Annotated in this window: 12 protein-coding genes, 2 tRNA genes and 2 rRNA genes; 6 read left to right on the top strand and 10 right to left on the bottom strand. The window is 44.7% G+C overall.

Features of this window, described 5'->3' with window-relative positions; genetic code table 11:
- Positions 1–302 precede the first annotated feature (302 nt).
- From IPM44_01110 to IPM44_01080, 7 genes are all read right to left on the bottom strand, one after another.
- Positions 303–1,136 (bottom strand): hypothetical protein, encoded by an 834-nt coding sequence (locus IPM44_01110; protein ID QQS27155.1) that lies wholly within the window; start codon positions 1,134–1,136, stop codon positions 303–305.
- Positions 1,137–1,343: 207 nt separating this feature from the next.
- Positions 1,344–1,628 carry a hypothetical protein gene (locus IPM44_01105; GenBank protein ID QQS27154.1) on the bottom strand — a complete coding sequence of 95 codons (285 nt, stop codon included), beginning with the start codon at positions 1,626–1,628 and terminating at the stop codon, positions 1,344–1,346.
- Entirely contained in the window at positions 1,615–3,093 is a 1,479-nt protein-coding gene (locus IPM44_01100) for an endo alpha-1,4 polygalactosaminidase (protein ID QQS27153.1), read from the bottom strand. Before IPM44_01100 ends, IPM44_01105 begins: the two co-directional genes overlap by 14 nt.
- A gap of 79 nt (positions 3,094–3,172) precedes the next feature.
- Entirely contained in the window at positions 3,173–5,644 is a 2,472-nt protein-coding gene (locus IPM44_01095) for a right-handed parallel beta-helix repeat-containing protein (protein QQS27152.1), read from the bottom strand.
- A 104-nt stretch (positions 5,645–5,748) separates the two neighbouring features.
- Positions 5,749–5,858: ribosomal RNA gene (gene rrf, locus IPM44_01090) — 5S ribosomal RNA — on the bottom strand.
- A 183-nt stretch (positions 5,859–6,041) separates the two neighbouring features.
- Positions 6,042–9,236: ribosomal RNA gene (locus IPM44_01085) — 23S ribosomal RNA — on the bottom strand.
- A gap of 329 nt (positions 9,237–9,565) precedes the next feature.
- Complete coding sequence (locus IPM44_01080; protein QQS27151.1) at positions 9,566–11,368, bottom strand: fibronectin type III domain-containing protein; 1,803 nt, start codon at positions 11,366–11,368, stop codon at positions 9,566–9,568.
- Positions 11,369–11,489: 121 nt separating this feature from the next.
- Between IPM44_01080 and uppS the strand changes: the two genes are divergently transcribed.
- Positions 11,490–12,191, top strand: coding sequence for a di-trans,poly-cis-decaprenylcistransferase (gene uppS / locus IPM44_01075; protein ID QQS27150.1), 702 nt, complete (start codon positions 11,490–11,492; stop codon positions 12,189–12,191).
- Positions 12,192–12,195: 4 nt separating this feature from the next.
- Here uppS and IPM44_01070 read toward each other — a convergent pair whose 3' ends face one another.
- From IPM44_01070 to IPM44_01060, 3 genes are read right to left on the bottom strand one after another with little or no spacing between them, the layout of a single operon-like run.
- Positions 12,196–12,894 (bottom strand): dienelactone hydrolase family protein, encoded by a 699-nt coding sequence (locus IPM44_01070; protein QQS27149.1) that lies wholly within the window; start codon positions 12,892–12,894, stop codon positions 12,196–12,198.
- A 20-nt stretch (positions 12,895–12,914) separates the two neighbouring features.
- Entirely contained in the window at positions 12,915–14,255 is a 1,341-nt protein-coding gene (locus IPM44_01065; GenBank protein ID QQS27148.1) for a hypothetical protein, read from the bottom strand.
- A gap of 40 nt (positions 14,256–14,295) precedes the next feature.
- A complete protein-coding gene (locus tag IPM44_01060; protein QQS27147.1) occupies positions 14,296–14,736 on the bottom strand; it encodes a hypothetical protein in 441 nt (146 codons plus the stop codon).
- A gap of 210 nt (positions 14,737–14,946) precedes the next feature.
- Here IPM44_01060 and IPM44_01055 point away from each other — a divergent pair, with 210 nt between their 5' ends.
- From IPM44_01055 to IPM44_01035, 5 genes are all read left to right on the top strand, one after another.
- Positions 14,947–15,153, top strand: coding sequence for a hypothetical protein (locus tag IPM44_01055; GenBank protein QQS27146.1), 207 nt, complete (start codon positions 14,947–14,949; stop codon positions 15,151–15,153).
- Positions 15,154–15,708: 555 nt separating this feature from the next.
- A tRNA-Ala gene (locus IPM44_01050) sits at positions 15,709–15,785 on the top strand.
- Positions 15,786–16,200: 415 nt separating this feature from the next.
- Positions 16,201–16,277, top strand: a tRNA-Ile gene (locus IPM44_01045).
- A gap of 584 nt (positions 16,278–16,861) precedes the next feature.
- A complete protein-coding gene (locus IPM44_01040; GenBank protein QQS27145.1) occupies positions 16,862–18,313 on the top strand; it encodes a hypothetical protein in 1,452 nt (483 codons plus the stop codon).
- Between the two features lie 294 nt (positions 18,314–18,607).
- Entirely contained in the window at positions 18,608–18,871 is a 264-nt protein-coding gene (locus IPM44_01035; GenBank protein QQS27144.1) for a hypothetical protein, read from the top strand.
- Positions 18,872–19,001: the final 130 nt, after the last annotated feature.

Genomic DNA, 19,001 nt, shown 5'->3' with positions numbered 1-19,001 from the left:
AGCACTAATACTCTTTTTCTAAAACCACTCCGGTAGACCCTCAAACACTTTGAAGTGACTACCGAAGTGGTAATGCTCTGTATTCTATCAGCTTATGCTTATTCTGTCAATGCTTTGACTCAAAGTTTTTCGTCAAATCCCTTGCTTTCTATAGCGCCAGACAGTAGAACAATAGCAGGTCAGTCAAGCTGATCTAAGCGCATTCTTAAAAAGATGCTGGCACACTGACTATAGCTCGACTAATATTACTAGGCCTCAATGCTTTTTGACGACCAATACATACCTCAGTGCCAATACGCAACCTATGTAGTAATTTCCTGAGCTCCATCTGGCAGATCACTAGTTTTTTCAATAAAGTCACGTAGTTCCTCTTCATAGCGTGCGATTATCCTCTCACGCACCGGCTGCAAAATCTCATTAATTTCTACCAAATCACGATAGTACTCAATGCGGGCATTGTAGAGCTCACCACCTGGATAAGCCTTATCAAGTACTGCTTGTGCTTGATCTCCTTCCGGCCTACCATGCCTCTGAAGATGGGTTACCCAGTGCTTCAGTCCTTCCCAGTCAATGCCACCCATCTCATTCACTTCCGGCAAATGCGCGAGGGCGCTATGTACGGCTCTCGCGTCTTGATTTTCGTCGGCTCCACGAAATTCCAGTATACAAAGCGCAACATTGTCTCTCTGCTTCTTATACTCTTCCAATTTAGATTCATGATACATAATCTGCTCGGCGGTAGAAAATTTTTCCGGAATTTCCACTCCACGAGCTCGCGCCTCCTGAAGACGTGACGCCCAACTGCGTGCTCGCTCCAGAGGCTCTTGAATGGCTTTAAGCTTGTATTTTAGGTGTGGCAATATGGATGACTCCCCTTCACCACGAGCTAAGCTAGCCTGTTCTAGTTCGGTGTATTCATTTACAGTGTCCTGTCGACGTTGAATTTCATTTAAGGCTTCCGTATAAGATATTTCCCTACCTCCATCTACAACATATGGCAGCTCAGTAGCCACCCCCTCACTCACAGCTGACTTATTCAACTCATCCCATTTATCCTGAGCCGGTTTTCTTGCGGCGTAGCTTTCACTATTTAGTGCCTGACTATCCTCCGGTGTCCATCGACCTACCTCTGACATTTTTAGTATTCCTTTTAATTACCCTTGTGTTTATCTTCTCATGGTGCAAAAAAAAAATCAATTTTATCCACAAAACTGAAGCCGGCCAGTAACCCTTAACCGTGCCTCGGGTAAAATGCTCAAATATTTTAAGTACAATAAACCACTATAGGTCAATACTTTTTCCTATCAAGAGTTCAGAGTATCAAGATAAGTCTAAGTACTGCTCTACTCCCCCCAACACCAGATGATGAAGCAACGACCAGTGAGCTTGGTGTTAGCTGGTAGAGATGAGTTAGTAGCTGCATCTTTAGCATAGATGTCGTAGCTGTAGAGGATATTGGGTTGGAGATTGTAGTCTTTGAAGTTAGTAGTGGTAGTAGTGCCAAGACTTGTGTTATTACGTCTTACTTCATAGCTTGTTACACCTACGTTATCGTAAGATGCAGTCCAAGTTAGATTAGTGTAATAAGCAAACTTTAGACCATCGAACTCTATCTTACTTTTTAACATTACCGGGTACTGAAGGTTTGGTGGTGTCGGTGGTTGGCGGGGGTGGAGTGGTGGGGGATGCTTGGGTGGTAGCAGAGGTAGTTGCACCAGTGGATACAAGACCACCTACATCCTTAGCTGTAACTTTATAGTTATATTTAGTAGCTGGAGTTAGGCCGGTGTCGGAGAAGGATAGCTTAGGGCCAGAGTAGATTTGTTTGTCATTACGAGTCACGGTGTAGTTGAGGGTCCCTGTACTATCGTCGGTGGCTACTGGCCAAGTCAGATTGATTTGTGTGCTAGAGATGACTGAAGCAGAGAGACTAGCTGGACCTACTGGTGCTTTATTACCAGGAGTTGGTGTGGGGCTAGGGGTAACGGTGGTGGTGGGTGGAGTTGGGGAGGGGGTGGAGGTGCCCGGGAATACAGTTACCGTTGGGGTGGGTCCTATGGGCTGCCCCTCTCCAGTACGACATGGTACACGAAATTTTCCGGTCAAGGTTGGACTACCACCATTCTTGCGATCAAACAGATATCCATCAAAATTCCAGGTATTGAACTGAGGGCAGAAAGTATCAGTAAATTTAGCCTGTGCTACCTGATCATTGTATTCTGCAACCGCCACATTCTTACCACGCTCAATAAAGGCCTTCAGGTTTGGGCAAGTATCCTTATAAGAAACGAGACACTCTTCAATTAATGCCCAGTCATACACGTCCGCTACCACTCGTCCGTCAGCAAATTTCTCACGAGCTAGCTCCGGTACATTCTTTAAGGCAATCATCATGCCTCGCTTATGAGCTTCATCAGCCAAAAACTTCATATAATCTAATTGTTGTGCTTTAGTCGGTACTTTCACTTTTCCAGAAGCATCATACTCAGCTTGGCTGTAGGTATAGTTGTCTAGCCAATCTGGCTCTATCCCTTGACAGCCTTTCTCTTTTGAAACATCCATCCGCCCCGCCATAATACTTCGTACTGTTGGATTCATAATATCTATCCAGCGCTCATCACCCCAGTTCTGTGGGTCAGTTGCTGAAACTGCTGAGGCTGGAAATTTATTATAATCTGGGCGCCACTGAGCCGCTGTCCCAACTTCAAAGTAGCAAGTTACCAATGCATTCTGAGACTTCATGGTTGCGATTTGTGCGCTAGTTACATCTTCGTAGTCAAAATCATAATGTTTTTTAGGGTTAGCTTCGGTAACTAGTGCATCAACTTTTGGAGCGTTTTCCAACTGCCACCAAAAACTAGTGTAAGGGGCAAGACGCGGAATAGTAGCAATTGCCGGATAACTACCAACACCAGGTGTTGCCGCCCAAGCCAGCAGTGCATAAAGGCCACCAATTAAAATTACCGCACCCGCCACAATTGCCAAAATACCTAGATTAATATTCTTTACTGTAGATACTCTACTCGAAGTCTTAGCGGTCTTAGCGCTAGATCCTCTAGACTTAGATTGATTTCGTTTCTTAGTAGCCGACATGGTATTTAATGATCCTTTTTGTATTAATACTTGTGAGTTAGTTTAAGCTTAAGGGTTTTATTAAGATTCGTCAAATCCTCTACTCCCCCCAACACCAGATGATGAAGCAACGACCAGTGAGCTTGGTGTTAGCTGGTAGAGATGAGTTGGTAGCTGCATCTTTAGCGTAGATGTCATAGCTATAGAGAATATTGGGTTGGAGATTGTAGTCTTTGAAGTTAGTGGTAGTAGAAGTACCAATACTTGTGTTATTGCGTCTTACTTCATAGCTTGTTACACCTACGTTATCGTAAGATGCAGTCCAAGTTAGATTAGTGTAATAAGCAAACTTTAGACCATCGAACTCTATCTTACTTTTAACATTACCGGGTACTGAAGGTTTGGTGGTGTCGGTGGTTGGCGGGGGTGGAGTTACCGGCGTGGTAGGTGATGGCTTCACCGTAGTAGTGGTTGTCGGTGTTGGAGTAGATGATGGAGGAGTAGTTGTAGGCGATACAGTTGTAGATGGATTCACCGCACTACTCAGTACTCCATACTGCTGCGTACCGGCTGGTATGTAGGTGTTAATAATAGCATTTGAGCCAGTAAATACTGGTATCTTATAGGCCTGAGCGCTAGCATTGATCAAGCTATCGGTTCCCGTACCATCGGTATTTACCCAGCTATTGCCCACCTTAGCATTTGCATCTAATCCAGTAATATTAACCGGAGGACCAGCAAGTGCTGAGCTCCATGTAGACGCACTCGTATAATCCTGCGAACCAGCTCGAATAATTCGAGAAGTACCATTAGCATACACATTACCGCTAATGATAGTCTGAGGAATATTACGTGTGGTATCCGCTTTATGAATAATAGCATCAAGCGTTGTAGTAGCAAGTTGGGCACCGGACCCCCAGCTAGTAGTAATACAAACTCCAACCGTGGCTGTTTTGCCGCACATGCTAGACAGACTACTTGGATACGCAATAATATTATTCACCATCACATCAATTCTAGGCATCCAGTCCATCGTAGAGCCAATATATGGTGCAAACCGACCTTGACGATCGCTGGCGTAGGAAGATGATTTACATAAGTTAATATTAGATGCACAACCCGGTGTCGAACGGTTATCCATATATACTCCAACTGGGTCATGACCTCCAACCAATGTATTATTAACCAAACGCAAACCAGATGACCCAGCCATCTTGATGGGCTGACCATTTGTGGTGGCTACAAAATTATTTGTCATTGTAAGTCCATCTGAAATCTCAAAGAAAACACTTGCGCCAGTATTATCCTTCATAAAGTTCTTATCAACTACCACATTAATATTGCTTTGATCAAACCATAAGCCATGCGACTTATTGCCACCAATATAACTCTGAATAACTTTAGAATCACGTGTTCGACTCGTTTTCAATGCACCACTAACCGGTGAGCTAGAAAACTCATCAAATGGATCTGTATTGGTTATTTTAACTTGATCTAATAGCAACTTATCCGATTGATTAACCCCTATTGATGTCCAAGCTACATCGTGTATAGTAACATTCTTAAAAGTTGGATTATCCACCTGACCAACATGCACACCTTCATACGGTGCGTCGGATAGTTCTGAGTTCTTCATAGTAAAATTATGCGCACCATCATTAACTAAAACTACACCATAATCATCGCCATTGGCAGAATAGCGATTCATACGAATCCCTTCTAGGGTGACGCCTGTGGAAGAAATTGAGAATAAACGATCACGTGGATTAGTCGTTCCATCACCGGGTCGTGAGGTTTCAATTGATGATTTTGATGCATCATTAGCAGTAAGGTAGAGTCGACGATTAGCCCTATCAACATAGAATTGACCATCCTTCAAAGCCGACTTATCTAGAATCTGCTTAAGTGCCTTATTGCCTATCCAAACCTGGTCGGCATATCGACCTTCACTACTATTGAGGTTCATCATATTTTTCTCATCATCAAATGCTACCCCCATACCTTCCTCAATCGCTCGAGGGGTATATGAAATATATTTGTAGCCAGCCTCTGTATTCCAGCCACCATTCACCTCCACTGAGCCACGAATTTCTGGTATTTGGCCGGATGCAGCTATAAGTTTCAAACCATTGCGCCCACTACCACTAATAGTAATATTGGCTTGATTGCGATACGTACCGCCAGCTAGGATAATCGTACTATTAGCAGTACTTACCTGGCTCACCGCACGTGCCAACGTGCATGGGTCACTAGCTATGCAGGCTGAAGTATTAGAACCGGATGGAGAAGCATAACGCACCGTACCAGTTAGGGATGTTGCATTGTAGATAATCGGCAAGACTGCACCAGCTGTTGTACTTTTCTTAATCGGCTGCAAAGCCTCATAACGTGCCGATCCAGCATAGGTAATATACAGATATACTGCCGACACAACAATCAATATCGCAACTACTCCAAGGACTATGGGATTGCTAAATTTATAAGTATACTTTATTGAATTGCTGGAAGCGGTTTTCTTGACTCTGGTTTTAGGTTTATTTTTTGGTGTTATTTTCTTTTTTTGAACAGACATGAGAACATCTCTTTATTAAGTATATATTAAGCATAAACCCTAATGATTGTATGTGTCAACAAAAGCCACCCATTTATAAAAATAGGCGGCTTTTAATAATTCCAATCCGGCACTGCGCTACTTTCCCGGGGTTACCAGTATCATCGCCGCAGGAGGGCTTAACTGCTGTGTTCGGTATGGGAACAGGTGTGGCCCCTCCGCCATAAGCACCGGTCTCTCAAGCTCTAAAGCCCGAAAGACCGACGCTCACAATGGAAGTCATTCATACTTACGATTAAAGGCACTTTGCTTTCTTTAAAGATTTCTTAGAGATTTTTAGCTTGTAAAAAGCGTGCCAAGCACTCATCTTGTCAAAAATCGGTTTACCTAATCACAAAAAATGATCAAGTAAACCACGAAGAAAAAGTCAATCGACTATTAGTACACCTCGGCTAAACACATTACTGTGCGTACACCTAGTGCCTATCAACCACGTAGTCTTCATGGAGTCTATAGGGAAATCTAATCTTGGAGGAGGCTTCGCGCTTAGATGCTTTCAGCGCTTATCCCGTCCGAACATAGCTACCCGGCCATGCCGCTGGCGCGACAACCGGTACACCAGAGGTTCGTTCACTCCGGTCCTCTCGTACTAGGAGCAACTCTCCTCAAATTTCCTTACGCCCACACCAGATAGGGACCGAACTGTCTCACGACGTTCTGAACCCAGCTCGCGTACCCTTTTAATTGGCGAACAGCCAAACCCTTGGGACCTGCTTCAGCCCCAGGATAGGACGAGCCGACATCGAGGTGCCAAACAGCGCCGTCTATGTGGACTATTGGGCGCTATAAGCCTGTTATCCCCGGCGTAGCTTTTATCCGTTGAGCACTACCGATTCCACTTTCAAATAGTGGGTCACTAGCTCCTACTTTCGTACCTGCTTGGCTTGTAGGCCTCGCAGTCAAGCTAGCTTGTGCGCTTACACTATCACTTCGATTTCCATCCGAAGTTAGCTAACCTTTGAACGCCTCCGTTACTCTTTAGGAGGCAACCGCCCCAGTTAAACTACCCACCAGACACGGTCCCTGAACCGGATAACGGATCAGGTGAGTGCCAAAACACGACAAGGGTGGTATTTCACATTGCGACTCCACATTGACTAGCGTCAACGCTTCAAAGTCTCCCACCTATGCTACACATGACGTGCTCAGACACAATGTCAAGCTGTAGTAAAGCTGCACGGGGTCTCTCCGTCTTGGTGCGGGTAAACGGCATCTTTACCGCTATTGCAATTTCACCGGGTCCCTCGTTGAGACAGTGCCCATATCGTTACTCCATTCGTGCGGGTCAGAACTTACCTGACAAGGAATTTCGCTACCTTAGGACCCTTATAGTTAGGGCCGCCGTTCACCGGGGCTTCAGTTTGGTGCGTGAACACCGCTCTTTAACCTTCCGGCACCGGGCAGGAGTCAGCCCGTATACATCCTCTTTCGAGTTAGCACGGACCTGTGTTTTTGATAAACAGTCGCATGGGCTCTTTCGCTGCGGCCCCGCCACATTACGCACGCTTGCCAATCGGCAAAAGTGAATATGTTTGCGAGAGCTGTTAGCTCGAGCATTTGTCTTCAATCGAGTTAAAAGTGAAATATCTTCTTTCTTTATCGTTGATTCGCTCGCTTCTACAGGCTCCAACCTCAATGCATGCGCACTGTGGCGGGGCAGACCTTATCCCGAAGTTACGGTCGCTGTATTGCCGAGTTCCTTAACGAGGGTTCTCCCGAGCACCTTGGTCTACTCGACCTGAGCACCTGTGTTGGTTTGCGGTACGGGCGGCGCACACTATTAACCTATGTCTTTTCTTGTCAGTTTGGCCCGCGCGAATTCCGGTCTTACGACCAGTTTCACTCGTGTCTCACCGAGAGTAAACTCTCGACTACCTACTTAGACGGATATGGCCAGCAATCCGCTCGCGTTTCCATCCTGCGTCAACATAGGGAACATGTACACCGGTACAGGAATATCAACCTGTTGTCCATCGCCTACGCTACTCGCCTCGGCTTAGGCCCGACTAACCCTGGGACGATAACCGTTGCCCAGGAAACCTTGCTCTTTCGGTGGGCAGGATTCTCACCTGCCTTATGGTTACTTATTCCAGCATTCTCACTTCCATGCGCTCCACCAGACCTCACGATCTGACTTCAGCGCCCATGGAACGCTCCTCTACCACCACGTATAAATACGCGATTCGCAATTTCGGTGCATAGCTTGAGCCCCGTTATATTTTCCGCGCAAGATCACAATTGACCAGTGAGCTGTTACGCACTCTTTAAATGAATGGCTGCTTCTAAGCCAACATCCTGGTTGTCTATGCAATCTCACCTCGTTTCCCACTGAGCTATGACTTGGGGACCTTAATTGGCGATCTGGGCTGTTTCCCTTTTGAGCACGGAACTTAGCTCCCGTGTTCTAACTGCCATAATAGTCTCTTACGGCATTCGGAGTTTGATTGAGCGGGGTACCCCTAAAGGCCCCCAACCCATTCAGTGCTCTACCTCCGTAAGGTAGTTTATGACGCTAGCCCTAAAGCTATTTCGAGGAGAACCAGCTATCTCCGGGTTCGATTGGAATTTCTCCGCTAACCACAGCTCATCCAAGCCCTTTGCAACGGACGGTGGTGCGGCCCTCCACATAGTTTTACCTATGCTTCAGCCTGGCCATGGTTAGGTCACCCGGTTTCGGGTCTACCGCACAGTACATAAAAAGTCGGGCAGTTAACCCTCGCTTTCACTATGGCTCCGTGTCGATGACACTTAACCTGCACTGTACGAGTAACTCGCTGGATCGTTCTACAAAAAGCACGCCGTCACCGGACAAGCCGGCTCCGACTCATTGTAAGCACATGATTTCAGGATTCTATTTCACTCCCCTTGCGGGGTTCTTTTCACCTTTCCCTCACGGTACTTGTTCACTATCGATCGAATTGTGTAGTTAGCCTTGGAAGGTGGTCCTCCCAGCTTCAGACAGGGTTTCCCGTGCCCCGCCCTACTCAAGTCAAGCAGCAATAAAGACTATAAGATTTTTGAATACGCGACTTTCACGCTCTTTGGTGGTCCTTTCCAGGCGCCTTCTTCTAATCTATAGTTTTGTAACTTTATTTCAGCAGTACAAATCTGAACAAACAATTTCTCGCATTGCGCTCTTAAGTATCAGCAAGTTGCTTCCATGAAATGGATGCGTACTGATAGTCAAATGTGCAGTACGAGTCTGTTTGAGCCGCCAGCTTACAACCCTTGTTTTAATTACTTGTACAAACCTACCCGAAGGTAGGAAAAAACTAAGTTTAGGCTCATCCCGTTTCGCTCGCCGCTACTAAGGGACTCTCGGTTGATGTCTCTTCCTCTGGGTACTTAGATGTTTCAGTTCCCCAGGTGCCCTCCTCATATCCTATGTATTCAGATATGGGTGACGTGGCATGACCCACGTCGGGTTTCCCCATTCGGAAATCGCCGGATCATAGCTTGGTTGACAGCTACCCGGCGCTTATCGCAGCCTCCTACGTCCTTCATCGGCACAATTCGTCAAGGCATTCCTCATGTGCTCTTCGTAACCTTTTTCTTCTCTTTTTTATAAGAGAGTGATTGACACACCTCTTACAAGCTTTGTCTAATCATCCCTAAGAAAGAAAGCAATATTTGTTACCCTTTTTTCTCGTAAGTATGAAGTTGTGAACGTTCGATACAAAAAAGCGTGGTATCTACCGGAGACAACCACGCGTGAAATTCCAACAAACTCTGATTAACCGGTGGTTTCTCCTAGGTTTTGTTGTCTACTCACGTGTGGCTGTCCTCGCTTTAGTGCCTCAATAGCGTATCATGCCCATGCGTTATGGGTCAATACCTTTTACTATCGAGAATTTAGGGTGTTAAAGGTAAACCTAGCGGTTACTACTCCCCCCAACACCAGATGATGAAGCAACGACCAGTGAGCTTGGTGTTAGCTGGTAGAGATGAGTTAGTAGCTGCATCTTTAGCATAGATGTCGTAGCTGTAGAGGATATTGGGTTGGAGATTGTAGTCTTTGAAGTTAGTAGTGGTAGTAGTGCCAAGACTTGTGTTATTACGTCTTACTTCATAGCTTGTTACACCTACGTTATCGTAAGATGCAGTCCAAGTTAGATTAGTGTAATAAGCAAACTTTAGACCATCGAACTCTATCTTACTTTTAACATTACCGGGTACTGAAGGTTTGGTGGTGTCGGTGGTTGGCGGGGGTGGAGTGGTGGGGGATGCTTGGGTGGTAGCAGAGGTAGTTGCACCAGTGGATACAAGACCACCTACATCCTTAGCTGTAACTTTATAGTTATATTTAGTAGCTGGAGTTAGGCCGGTGTCGGAGAAGGATAGCTTAGGGCCAGAGTAGATTTGTTTGTCATTACGAGTCACGGTGTAGTTGAGGGTCCCTGTACTATCGTCGGTGGCTACTGGCCAAGTCAGATTGATTTGTGTGCTAGAGATGACTGAAGCAGAGAGACTAGCTGGACCTACTGGTGCTTTATTACCAGGAGTTGGTGTGGGGCTAGGGGTAACGGTGGTGGTGGGTGGAGTTGGGGAGGGGGTGGTAATTTGTGGCCCTGTCCAGGCATAAGCTTTGGAGCCATCTTTATTCCACTGTGGTTCAAGCATCTTAAACTTATCCCAAGGTATGGCTTTCATAGGGAAATAATCATGGTCTGGAGCACCAGCTTTCTGATAAACTTTCCTACCTGTTCGATCAAGCTCAATGACAAAGCCAAATATTCCACCGGTATCGTCTACATAGGCTCCATATTTTTGCAGTGCTTTAGCAATAGTTTTTTCCATTGGGGTAATATTTGGCAGAGTATCTACATTAATACTGGGATCAAGCTGAAACCGAGCGCCAATCGGCATACATGTTGCCTGATTGGCGTTTGTGCCATCACTATAGAGGGCTGGATAGATAGGGTCTCGCTTACAAGTCGTACTAGTAGAGAAAGTCAGTGCGTGGTCAATATTCCCTCGTTCAATCTCGTGTGTTCGGATTATTCCGCCAGCTAACCCAGCTACATTTGTACCACCTCCTACGCCATTACCGTCAATTGACGCCATATTGCCAGTAGCTGGGCACCATTTAGCATTATTGAGACTAAACTGCAGAGTGCAATCCTTCCATATCCAGTAGCTGTATATTTTTCTAGTCGAAGTATCAATAACTGTCACATGCCCATCGCCACCCTTCTGAGCAAACATACCCTGTGGCACTGGCTGAGGACTAGTATTTATCCCATGACAAGTATCCCATGGAGCTTGAATATCCGTCTGATAACACCAAATATTAGCCTTAGGCGTAGTGGCATCGGCTTGAAAAATCGGTATCGACCAAGTCAGCAAGGAGAATGCTGCGGGAACTCCTGCAGTTTGAATACGAGTCTGGCCATCAGCCGCATAGCGAACATCACCAGGAATAGTCTGGTTAAGAGGACTATCGTCAGAAAATAAGCGCCCAGTATGTACTCCAGTAGTTGCATTATATTGATAAGTTGAGGTCCCGGCCCTCGATGCAAAATAAACAAAAATACCCACCACAGCAATTAGCAATAGGGCAATACCGGCGATTACAACATTAAACTTATTAGACGACAAAACACCTTGGGCGCTTCTACTTTTGGCTACTTTAGATGTAGACTTAGGTTTTACTTTCATTTTTGTGCTCTTTTTTTTAGTTGGCATAATTACTATATTATCTCAATTAATACTTATGCTTAATAATAGACTCCCTTGCATATATTTGTCCATATCTTTTCTTTAGCTTTATTCTTACCTGAAATAAGCTATAATGGATACTTAAATTATGACAAATATCTCACAAAATCAAATCCCGCAACACGTCGGCTTTATTCTCGATGGTCATCGGCGCTGGGCCAAAGAACAAGGTATTCCACTACTAGAAGGCCACCGTCAAGGCTATAAGAATTTTAAAAAAATTGGACTAGCGGCGCTAGATCGTGGCGTTAAATATGTCTCAGCCTACGTGTGGAGTAAAGAGAATTGGCAACGATCAGCCGAAGAAGTTAGCTATATTATGAAGCTTCTGCTATGGGTGGCCGACCATGAGCTTGAAGATATTCACAGTGAAGGTGTTCGGGTAGTTTTTCTGGGTAATGATGAAGGGCTTGATCCGAAAATCATCACCGCTATGCGTAACGCAGAAGAAAAAACGGCTAACAATACCAATGGCACATTAGCCCTGTGTTTAAATTATAGTGGTCAGCAAGAGATAGTTGATGCCACAAAAAAACTTATCTCGTCTGGCATTGCGGCTAATACGATTACACCAGAAGCTTTTGCTCAATACCTCTATGCACCCGATGTACCCGAGCTAGATTTACTCATTCGTAGCTCTGGTGAGCAACGCATATCTGGCTTTATGCTTTGGCGATCCGCCTATGCCGAACTTATGTTTATCGATAAAAAATGGCCAGATTTTACCGAAGCTGATCTAGACTCTGCCTTAACTGAATACTCTCATCGCCAACGCCGTTTTGGCAAATAGACTTTCATATCAAAAAGCTACAAACATCCTGCCAAGCTTGATCTGATGCTGCCTGTACATAGCGATCCTTGCGGTCTTCATTAAAAAAGGCATGGCCAGCCGGATAAGTATTCACCTCGCGAGTTATCTTGGCTCGCTCTAATTGACTGCGAATACTTTCTACGTCCGATGCCGGTATCATTTCATCATTTTTACCAAAAGCCGCTAAGATACGTAGGTTCTTATCTCCCATCCGCCTTTGTGTAAGCGCCTCAACTGCCGACTGGCCTTCATAGAAGCCTGGCGCCAAACTAGCCCCACCATAAAAAGATATAATATCTGTCACCCTGGTATTTACTCCCGAAAGATAAGCCAGTTTACCACCAAAGCAAAAGCCCCAGATTGCCAGTCGTACCAGATCTGGCTGGCGCGCCATCACTTCACCTATCGCCTTGTCTAGTAGGCTCAAGTAAGCCTCTCCAGTCATTTGTTGCATAACTGCCATACCAGCCGATGCATCAGAATAATCAAATGTCTGTACTTTACCTGTTACAGCATAAAAATGATCTAATACATAGCCTGTCCAATTAAGCTCAGATTGGACTTTTTGTGCAAGCTCTCGAGTAAAATCTTGCACACCATATATTTCTGGCAAAATAATTAATGCTTTTTCAGATACCACTTCGCCATCAGTAGTATATAAATAAGGCTGGAGTTGCGCCATGTTTATATTATAGCGCGCAACTAGCGCATCGAGAAATCTTCAAAGTGAATGCGTCGATTTGGCACTCCCTTAGCCAAAAGCCCCTTATGCAGAGCATGCATCATTGGTGGTGGGCCACAAATATAAAACTCGGTAGCTCGCACATCAACTCCTCGAGTTAGCTTATCGGCATCGATAAAACCCTGCTTATCCTGGCAGAAAGTCACCGGCTTAAAAGCTGGGTTACGCCTAGCAATAGCATTAAATTCAGACTCAAACGCAGCTTCCTTGGCGGTTACCACGCAATAATAAAAATCCACATTATATTTACGCTTTGGCAACGCTTCAGCCATTGCTAGAAAAGGTGTAACCCCAATGCCTCCAGCCACCCACACCTGACGATATTTGCGTGCTGTACGGAAGTTAAAAGCTCCATGTGGCCCTTCGACCCAAGCGGTAGTACCTTGCTTAATTTGCCCCATCGATGCGGTGTAGTCACCAAGATTTTTCACTACAAACCGGAGATCTTTTGCTCTCGGCTGGCGTGCCATCGAAAACGGATGATCCTCCGTACCATCTGGATGCGACATAAAACTGACGTAGGCGAATTGACCCGCCACAAACGGTAAAAGTCGCTGACTAGCTGGCTCTAGCACAATGTCTGTCACACCACCACCCATATCTTTTACGCTACCAACTCTGTAGCGATAGCGAATTGGCAATATTGCCCCCAATACTGAGTGGTAAATAAAAGCACCAATGGCAATAGCCGAAACCACAAACATGTAAATCCAGAGTGGCATAAAATGCACCATATTGCCCTTAGCCATAAAGGCATGTAAAAAGCCCAGCAAGAAAACTGCCCCCAGAATTCTGTGTAGCCAGATAAATAGGCCATACTTAATCCGGAAAAATATACTAATGGGTAGAAAAATTGCTAACGCATACAGTGGCAGAAGTCCAAAATTTATCTGCCAATTACTACCTAAAACCCACAACGTAGAAACTGGCCAGCCAGTTGTTAGAGCTCGCATAGTTAAGAATAACGGGTGTAGCGTCAGTAAGAAAAACCCTACTCCACCAGTGTAATGATGCCATTTATAAGCCTTATCCAACCCACCAAACCATGCATCAAAAATTAATAACCGTGATGATAAAAATATCGACCAAGCATATAATACGGTGCCAGAAAAAGCAGCAATATTTGCCAAACTCTTAAAAGTAGCTGCCGCATTTTGCACGCGACTATCTAAAGGATAAGCTAAGGCCCAAAGCAATAAAACAAACCCCACGCTGGCATAAACCAGAGCTGGCCCAATCGCTGGAGGTGCCTGAGTTGTTTTTTCATCCATTATTGAGTCTTGAGCTATCTGTTTAGTCATTATTTAGTATTGTATCAAACCACAAGCATTTTCTCACGCCTTAGCGCTGACACTGTGCGCTTTGCGCGGCATAACTTGGATCGGTTTGACACTTTCGGGCAATATTTATAGCAATCCCAGCTTGCACCACCGCCGACACCAGAGCAAGCGCACTAATTATCACAACCGCAACTGCAATACTCCTCTTGCCACCCTTCAGTGATTTAAAGCCCAAGAAAATACCGACCAACGAAATGCCGACCAAAATTATGGCAAATCCTGGAGTACCCGAAACAAAAACTTGTGCCAAAATCGAGATAATACCTATTGCGAGAGCTGCATATACTAGCCAATCTTTTTGTGAATTGGGCTGGGCTGGGCTAGTCGGCGCCGATGAGACTGGTTGGGTTGGCTGAGGGTTTGGAGCTGTCGTTGGAGCAGGAGCATTTGGTTGAGGTATCGGTACTGATGGGGCTACCGGTGAAGTAGGTGGTATGGCCATTGGTGGTGAATTGATTGGCGATGGTGGTACCACCTGCAAAGCTGGCTGTGGGACCGGTGCGAGCGGTAACGGAGGTGCTGAAGCTACTAAGAGTGGTGATGCGACACTAACTTGAGACTGTGAAATAGGTGTAGACGACGGAGCCATTGGTGGTGCTTGGTAATACTGATATTCAGCTTGAGTAGGTTGTAAGTTGGGCTGATTAACTATATGCTGGTGCTGGTGCTGGTGCTGGTGCTGGTGCTGGTGCTGGTGCTGGTGCTGGTGCTGGTGCTGGTGCTGGTGCTGGTGCTGGTGCTGGTGCTGGTGCTGGTGCTGGTGCTGGTGCTGGTGCTGGTGCTGGTGCTGGTGCTGGTGCTGGTGCTGGTGCTGGTGCTGGTGCTGGTGCTGGTGCTGGTGCTGGCTGAGCCAGTATAGCTGGATCTACTACCTTTGTGTCACTAAAATCTAAGCCACCAGTCTCTGCACTTGTGCTATCCATACTCAAACCAGCTTGCCCCCTCAATTTAACCATCGACTGACCATCCACAGTTGGCGTATTAGATGCAATAACTGCTAGTTGAGGTGTCGGCGTAATTACAGGCAAAGCACCACCTTGTCCGCCTTCGTTTGTGTTCGAAGCAGACTTTGGCAGCACCAAAGATCCAGGCTGTATTGGCTGATTATTATGCATATGCTTGTACTATCTTATTGTGCCTAAAATAGTTGTGCTTGTCCATCGCAAATGACCGCCCTCTCCTGTTGTCTTTTCTTGAGTAAAAGTGTACAATAGGCCAGTTATTATGTTTTATGAAAATATCAACTAATAGTAGTTATTTAAAACATATTAACAGTAAAATATATTGATACTTATAGGGCATTAGCTAAAGCTGGCTATCAGTGGCGTAAATCGCACTTACAGAATGTGCTCTAGCCCCGTAGATTAAGTCTCCGTACTTTGATAATTGACAATCAATAAAAAACACCCAATATGGGGCATTAGCTCAGCTGGCTAGAGCACCTGCTTTGCAAGCAGGGGGTCATCGGTTCGAATCCGATATGCTCCACCACTCTGTGGGTATATGCAATATATACTTACAGAGTGGTGGACTAAAATCTGCATTGAGCCGAAGGTTCGGCGCATGAGGAGCGCAGACCAAGATATCAGCTTACTGTATATCTTGTCGAGCACCACAAGGAGAAGGCGTAAGCCGCTATCCGCAAACAAGGTCTACGCGCAGAAGCTTGCTTCGAGCATAGACCGAAGTTTCACGAAGTACATGCTCCGCCAGACAGAACCGATGAAGGCTTAAACCTTTCGGTTCGGATCTGCTAACATGACTTGCGCGCAGGGACTCGTTCCGAGCATAAGTCGAAATTTTACAAGGTATATGTTCCACCACAATTATATCCCGGAATTGTAGCCTAAGTTAGTTAGAGCGCGTCACTGTTCACGGCATCTATACAACTTTTTCTCTCAGCTGTGGGCTTGTAGCTCAGCTGGTTAGAGCGCGTCACTGATAATGACGAGGTCGCAGGTTCGAGTCCTGCCAAGCCCACCAGCTGAGAGAAAAAACATTACTGTACTTGGCCTCAGCCAAATAATGACGAGGTCCGGCTCTGAGTCCTGCCAAGCCCACCAAGATTGAGATTTTTAACAAAAAAATCACCCAGAAGGGCGATGATTTGGATTTTTACACTGAAATGGCGAGCTTGGCAAGGAGAGAAAAACTTTTTAACCCTAAATTGGACTATCAACCTCCACCAAATGATGGAAGCTTATTTTATTGTTCATGCCGTACATAGCTCGGCAAAACTAACCATGAAAAATTTCAAGATTATATATAAAATAAGCTCCAACTAGAGTATAGATACACAATTAGTAAATAATAAAATATACTATTCTGTAATTCACCTTAAAAGATAAAACCACCCCGCCTCATCAAACCCGCTTAAATTTTCGACCAAGAAGTGCCGAAAGGGTCGACAATAATCTAATTTGAGCATTCTTGGCTAAACAAGAATGCTGCATAAATATATCACGCTTCTTTCATCTAAATAACTTGCTTATGTTAAAATAAATAACGTGAGAAAAGCCGAAAACAAGATATTGATGTCAATCCATATTCTTCTAATACGACCTAGAATGAAGTATTTGTTGTTATTGATTGTAGCCTTATCAATAACATTTATTTTTGCGCCAAATAAAGCTTCGGCTGCGACAATTAACGTGAGTCCAGGATGCACTCTAGATAATGCAATTTTATCCATGAACTCGGCTAGCAATCAAGGTGGGTGTACAGCTTCTGGCACTTACGGAAGTAACGATACTATCAGCTTATCGGCTGGTACTTTCAACTATGCAAATACAAACGTAATTACCGTACCTCTAACCGTACAGGGTGCCGGTATGGGACAAACTATCATCGATGCCCAAGGTAATAACGGTGGCTTAAGTTTCAATAACCCAAATATTACCCCTCAACAAGCTACCGTACAAGACGTCACAATTAAAAATCCGAATAGTATATTAATTAATGACTACGGCGCAATAAATACCTTTAATTACTCCATGACAATTAGGCGCGTCGAGGTTTATGCTGATGTAGCCCAATCTGTAGATAGCTCCATGATTGAAGTCTCTGCGTGGATGAATGGTATTTCGAGTACTATAGAAGATATCTATATCCATGATATTATCTTTGAGAGTAGTGCAATTTTTATAACTAGCAATGGGGCAACTACATCTGGCAATATAGTTAGGCGTACAACTATCACTAATGTAGAAGGGACAAAAAATGACTCCGTTTTACTTGTTTGCTTCTATTCTCGAGCAGGGGGTCATACTAGTGGTCTAGCCGAAAATATAACTATAACTGACGTGACAGCTACAAATGGATATAGTATTAGCTATATTTCTGCAATTGCCGATTCTTTGTCTGGTGGTGATGGAGAAGTAAATGTCACAGCTCGCAATATAACTATAATTGGCAACCCTCAAGTCGGCGTAACCGGGAGCGGTATCTTGTCGGCAAGCTTAGCAACCCCTGGTGCTTCGGCAGCATCATCAATTGATTTCCAAAATATTTTAGGTGTAAACCTTGATGTTTTTAATGCGGAGTTTGAGCCTAACGCTGGAGGCACTGAATCAGCCACCTCAGCCTCTTTGGGTGGGAATATAACTGACGCAACAGCTACATCAGAGCTTAATCACCCAACCGATCAGGCTGAGATTGTTGGATTATCATCTAGCTTGGGTCCACTACAAGACAATGGTGGCACTATCCAAACGATCGCATTATTAGAAAACTCTGCAGCTATTGATGCCGGCGTGACTAATAGTCTCACTACTGACCAGCGGGGTATAGCCAGGCCACAAGGCTCAGGTTATGATTCTGGCGCTTATGAGTATATACCTCCAATCCCAGACCCTATAGACCCTCCAGTGTCAAACACCACTCATGGCCAACTCGCCGATACCGGAGACAACATTAAACTATACTTATCGTTGACTTATGTTCTGTTTCTACTTGGATTGGTCGGTATTGGCCTAAAAATATGGCTATGCCATATTAAACCAAATAACAATGGGTTCTAATAACTTCTTTGCTTTAATCTCTGTAGATTGCAATGATCGTGATAATACTAGCTAAGGCTATATGCTCACGATATATACAACTACAGCCTATCAAACACGCCAAGACTAGGAAGCGCAGTACTGACACAAATTGCCCTTTCGATATCTCTTCCAACAGTACTAGCACTCAACCAACTATCCTATCATGACCCGCTAAGGCAAGTTATCTATAGCGTGGCCCAAATATTCATATCAATCTAATCTGGACGACCCATCAGCAAATCATAGAAGTTATTTTTTTGCTATACTGTCTGTATGCTTTTTAATATTTTCTTTGGAATTTTTCTAATGACCGTAGGTCTTACAATGCTGAAGTTTTGGCGTAATATTTATAACTTTACCGGTGCAATAGATTTTGTCGAGCGCTTAGTAACTGCTGGTACACCAGCTTTTATTCGTATTCTTGGGGTAGTGCTCGTAATCTTTGGTCTTGGTATGATCTTTGGCATTTGGAGTTGGCTCACCCAACCAATTGCCGATAGTGTAAAAGGCCTGACTGGCGCTGAACTGAATAAATAATCTTATTATCACACTAAAAAACTCCCAGGATAGGGAGTTTTTTATTAATTTCACAAGTTACCTGTGCCAGTTTGAACTCTAAACAAAGTAAGTTCTTAGCTATGTGTATAACAGGCTATTTTCACAAAAA

This window comes from bacterium (assembly GCA_016700035.1).
GTDB lineage: Bacteria > Patescibacteriota > Saccharimonadia > CAILAD01.
The sequence above is the reverse complement of the archived record's forward strand: the minus strand, read 5'-3'. Positions and strand labels throughout refer to the sequence as shown.

What these genes read in the sequence shown, in the direction of transcription:
- IPM44_01110 (QQS27155.1), bottom strand. Translation starts at nt 1,136, where the DNA reads ATGTCAGAGGTAGGTCGATGGACACCGGAGGATAGTCAGGCACTAAAT.
- IPM44_01105 (QQS27154.1), bottom strand. Translation starts at nt 1,628, where the DNA reads ATGTTAAAAAGTAAGATAGAGTTCGATGGTCTAAAGTTTGCTTATTAC.
- IPM44_01100 (QQS27153.1), bottom strand. Translation starts at nt 3,093, where the DNA reads ATGTCGGCTACTAAGAAACGAAATCAATCTAAGTCTAGAGGATCTAGC.
- IPM44_01095 (QQS27152.1), bottom strand. Translation starts at nt 5,644, where the DNA reads ATGTCTGTTCAAAAAAAGAAAATAACACCAAAAAATAAACCTAAAACC.
- IPM44_01080 (QQS27151.1), bottom strand. Translation starts at nt 11,368, where the DNA reads ATGCCAACTAAAAAAAAGAGCACAAAAATGAAAGTAAAACCTAAGTCT.
- uppS (QQS27150.1), top strand. Translation starts at nt 11,490, where the DNA reads ATGACAAATATCTCACAAAATCAAATCCCGCAACACGTCGGCTTTATT.
- IPM44_01070 (QQS27149.1), bottom strand. Translation starts at nt 12,894, where the DNA reads ATGGCGCAACTCCAGCCTTATTTATATACTACTGATGGCGAAGTGGTA.
- IPM44_01065 (QQS27148.1), bottom strand. Translation starts at nt 14,255, where the DNA reads ATGACTAAACAGATAGCTCAAGACTCAATAATGGATGAAAAAACAACT.
- IPM44_01060 (QQS27147.1), bottom strand. Translation starts at nt 14,736, where the DNA reads ATGGCCATACCACCTACTTCACCGGTAGCCCCATCAGTACCGATACCT.
- IPM44_01055 (QQS27146.1), top strand. Translation starts at nt 14,947, where the DNA reads ATGCTGGTGCTGGTGCTGGTGCTGGTGCTGGTGCTGGTGCTGGTGCTG.
- IPM44_01040 (QQS27145.1), top strand. Translation starts at nt 16,862, where the DNA reads ATGAAGTATTTGTTGTTATTGATTGTAGCCTTATCAATAACATTTATT.
- IPM44_01035 (QQS27144.1), top strand. Translation starts at nt 18,608, where the DNA reads ATGCTTTTTAATATTTTCTTTGGAATTTTTCTAATGACCGTAGGTCTT.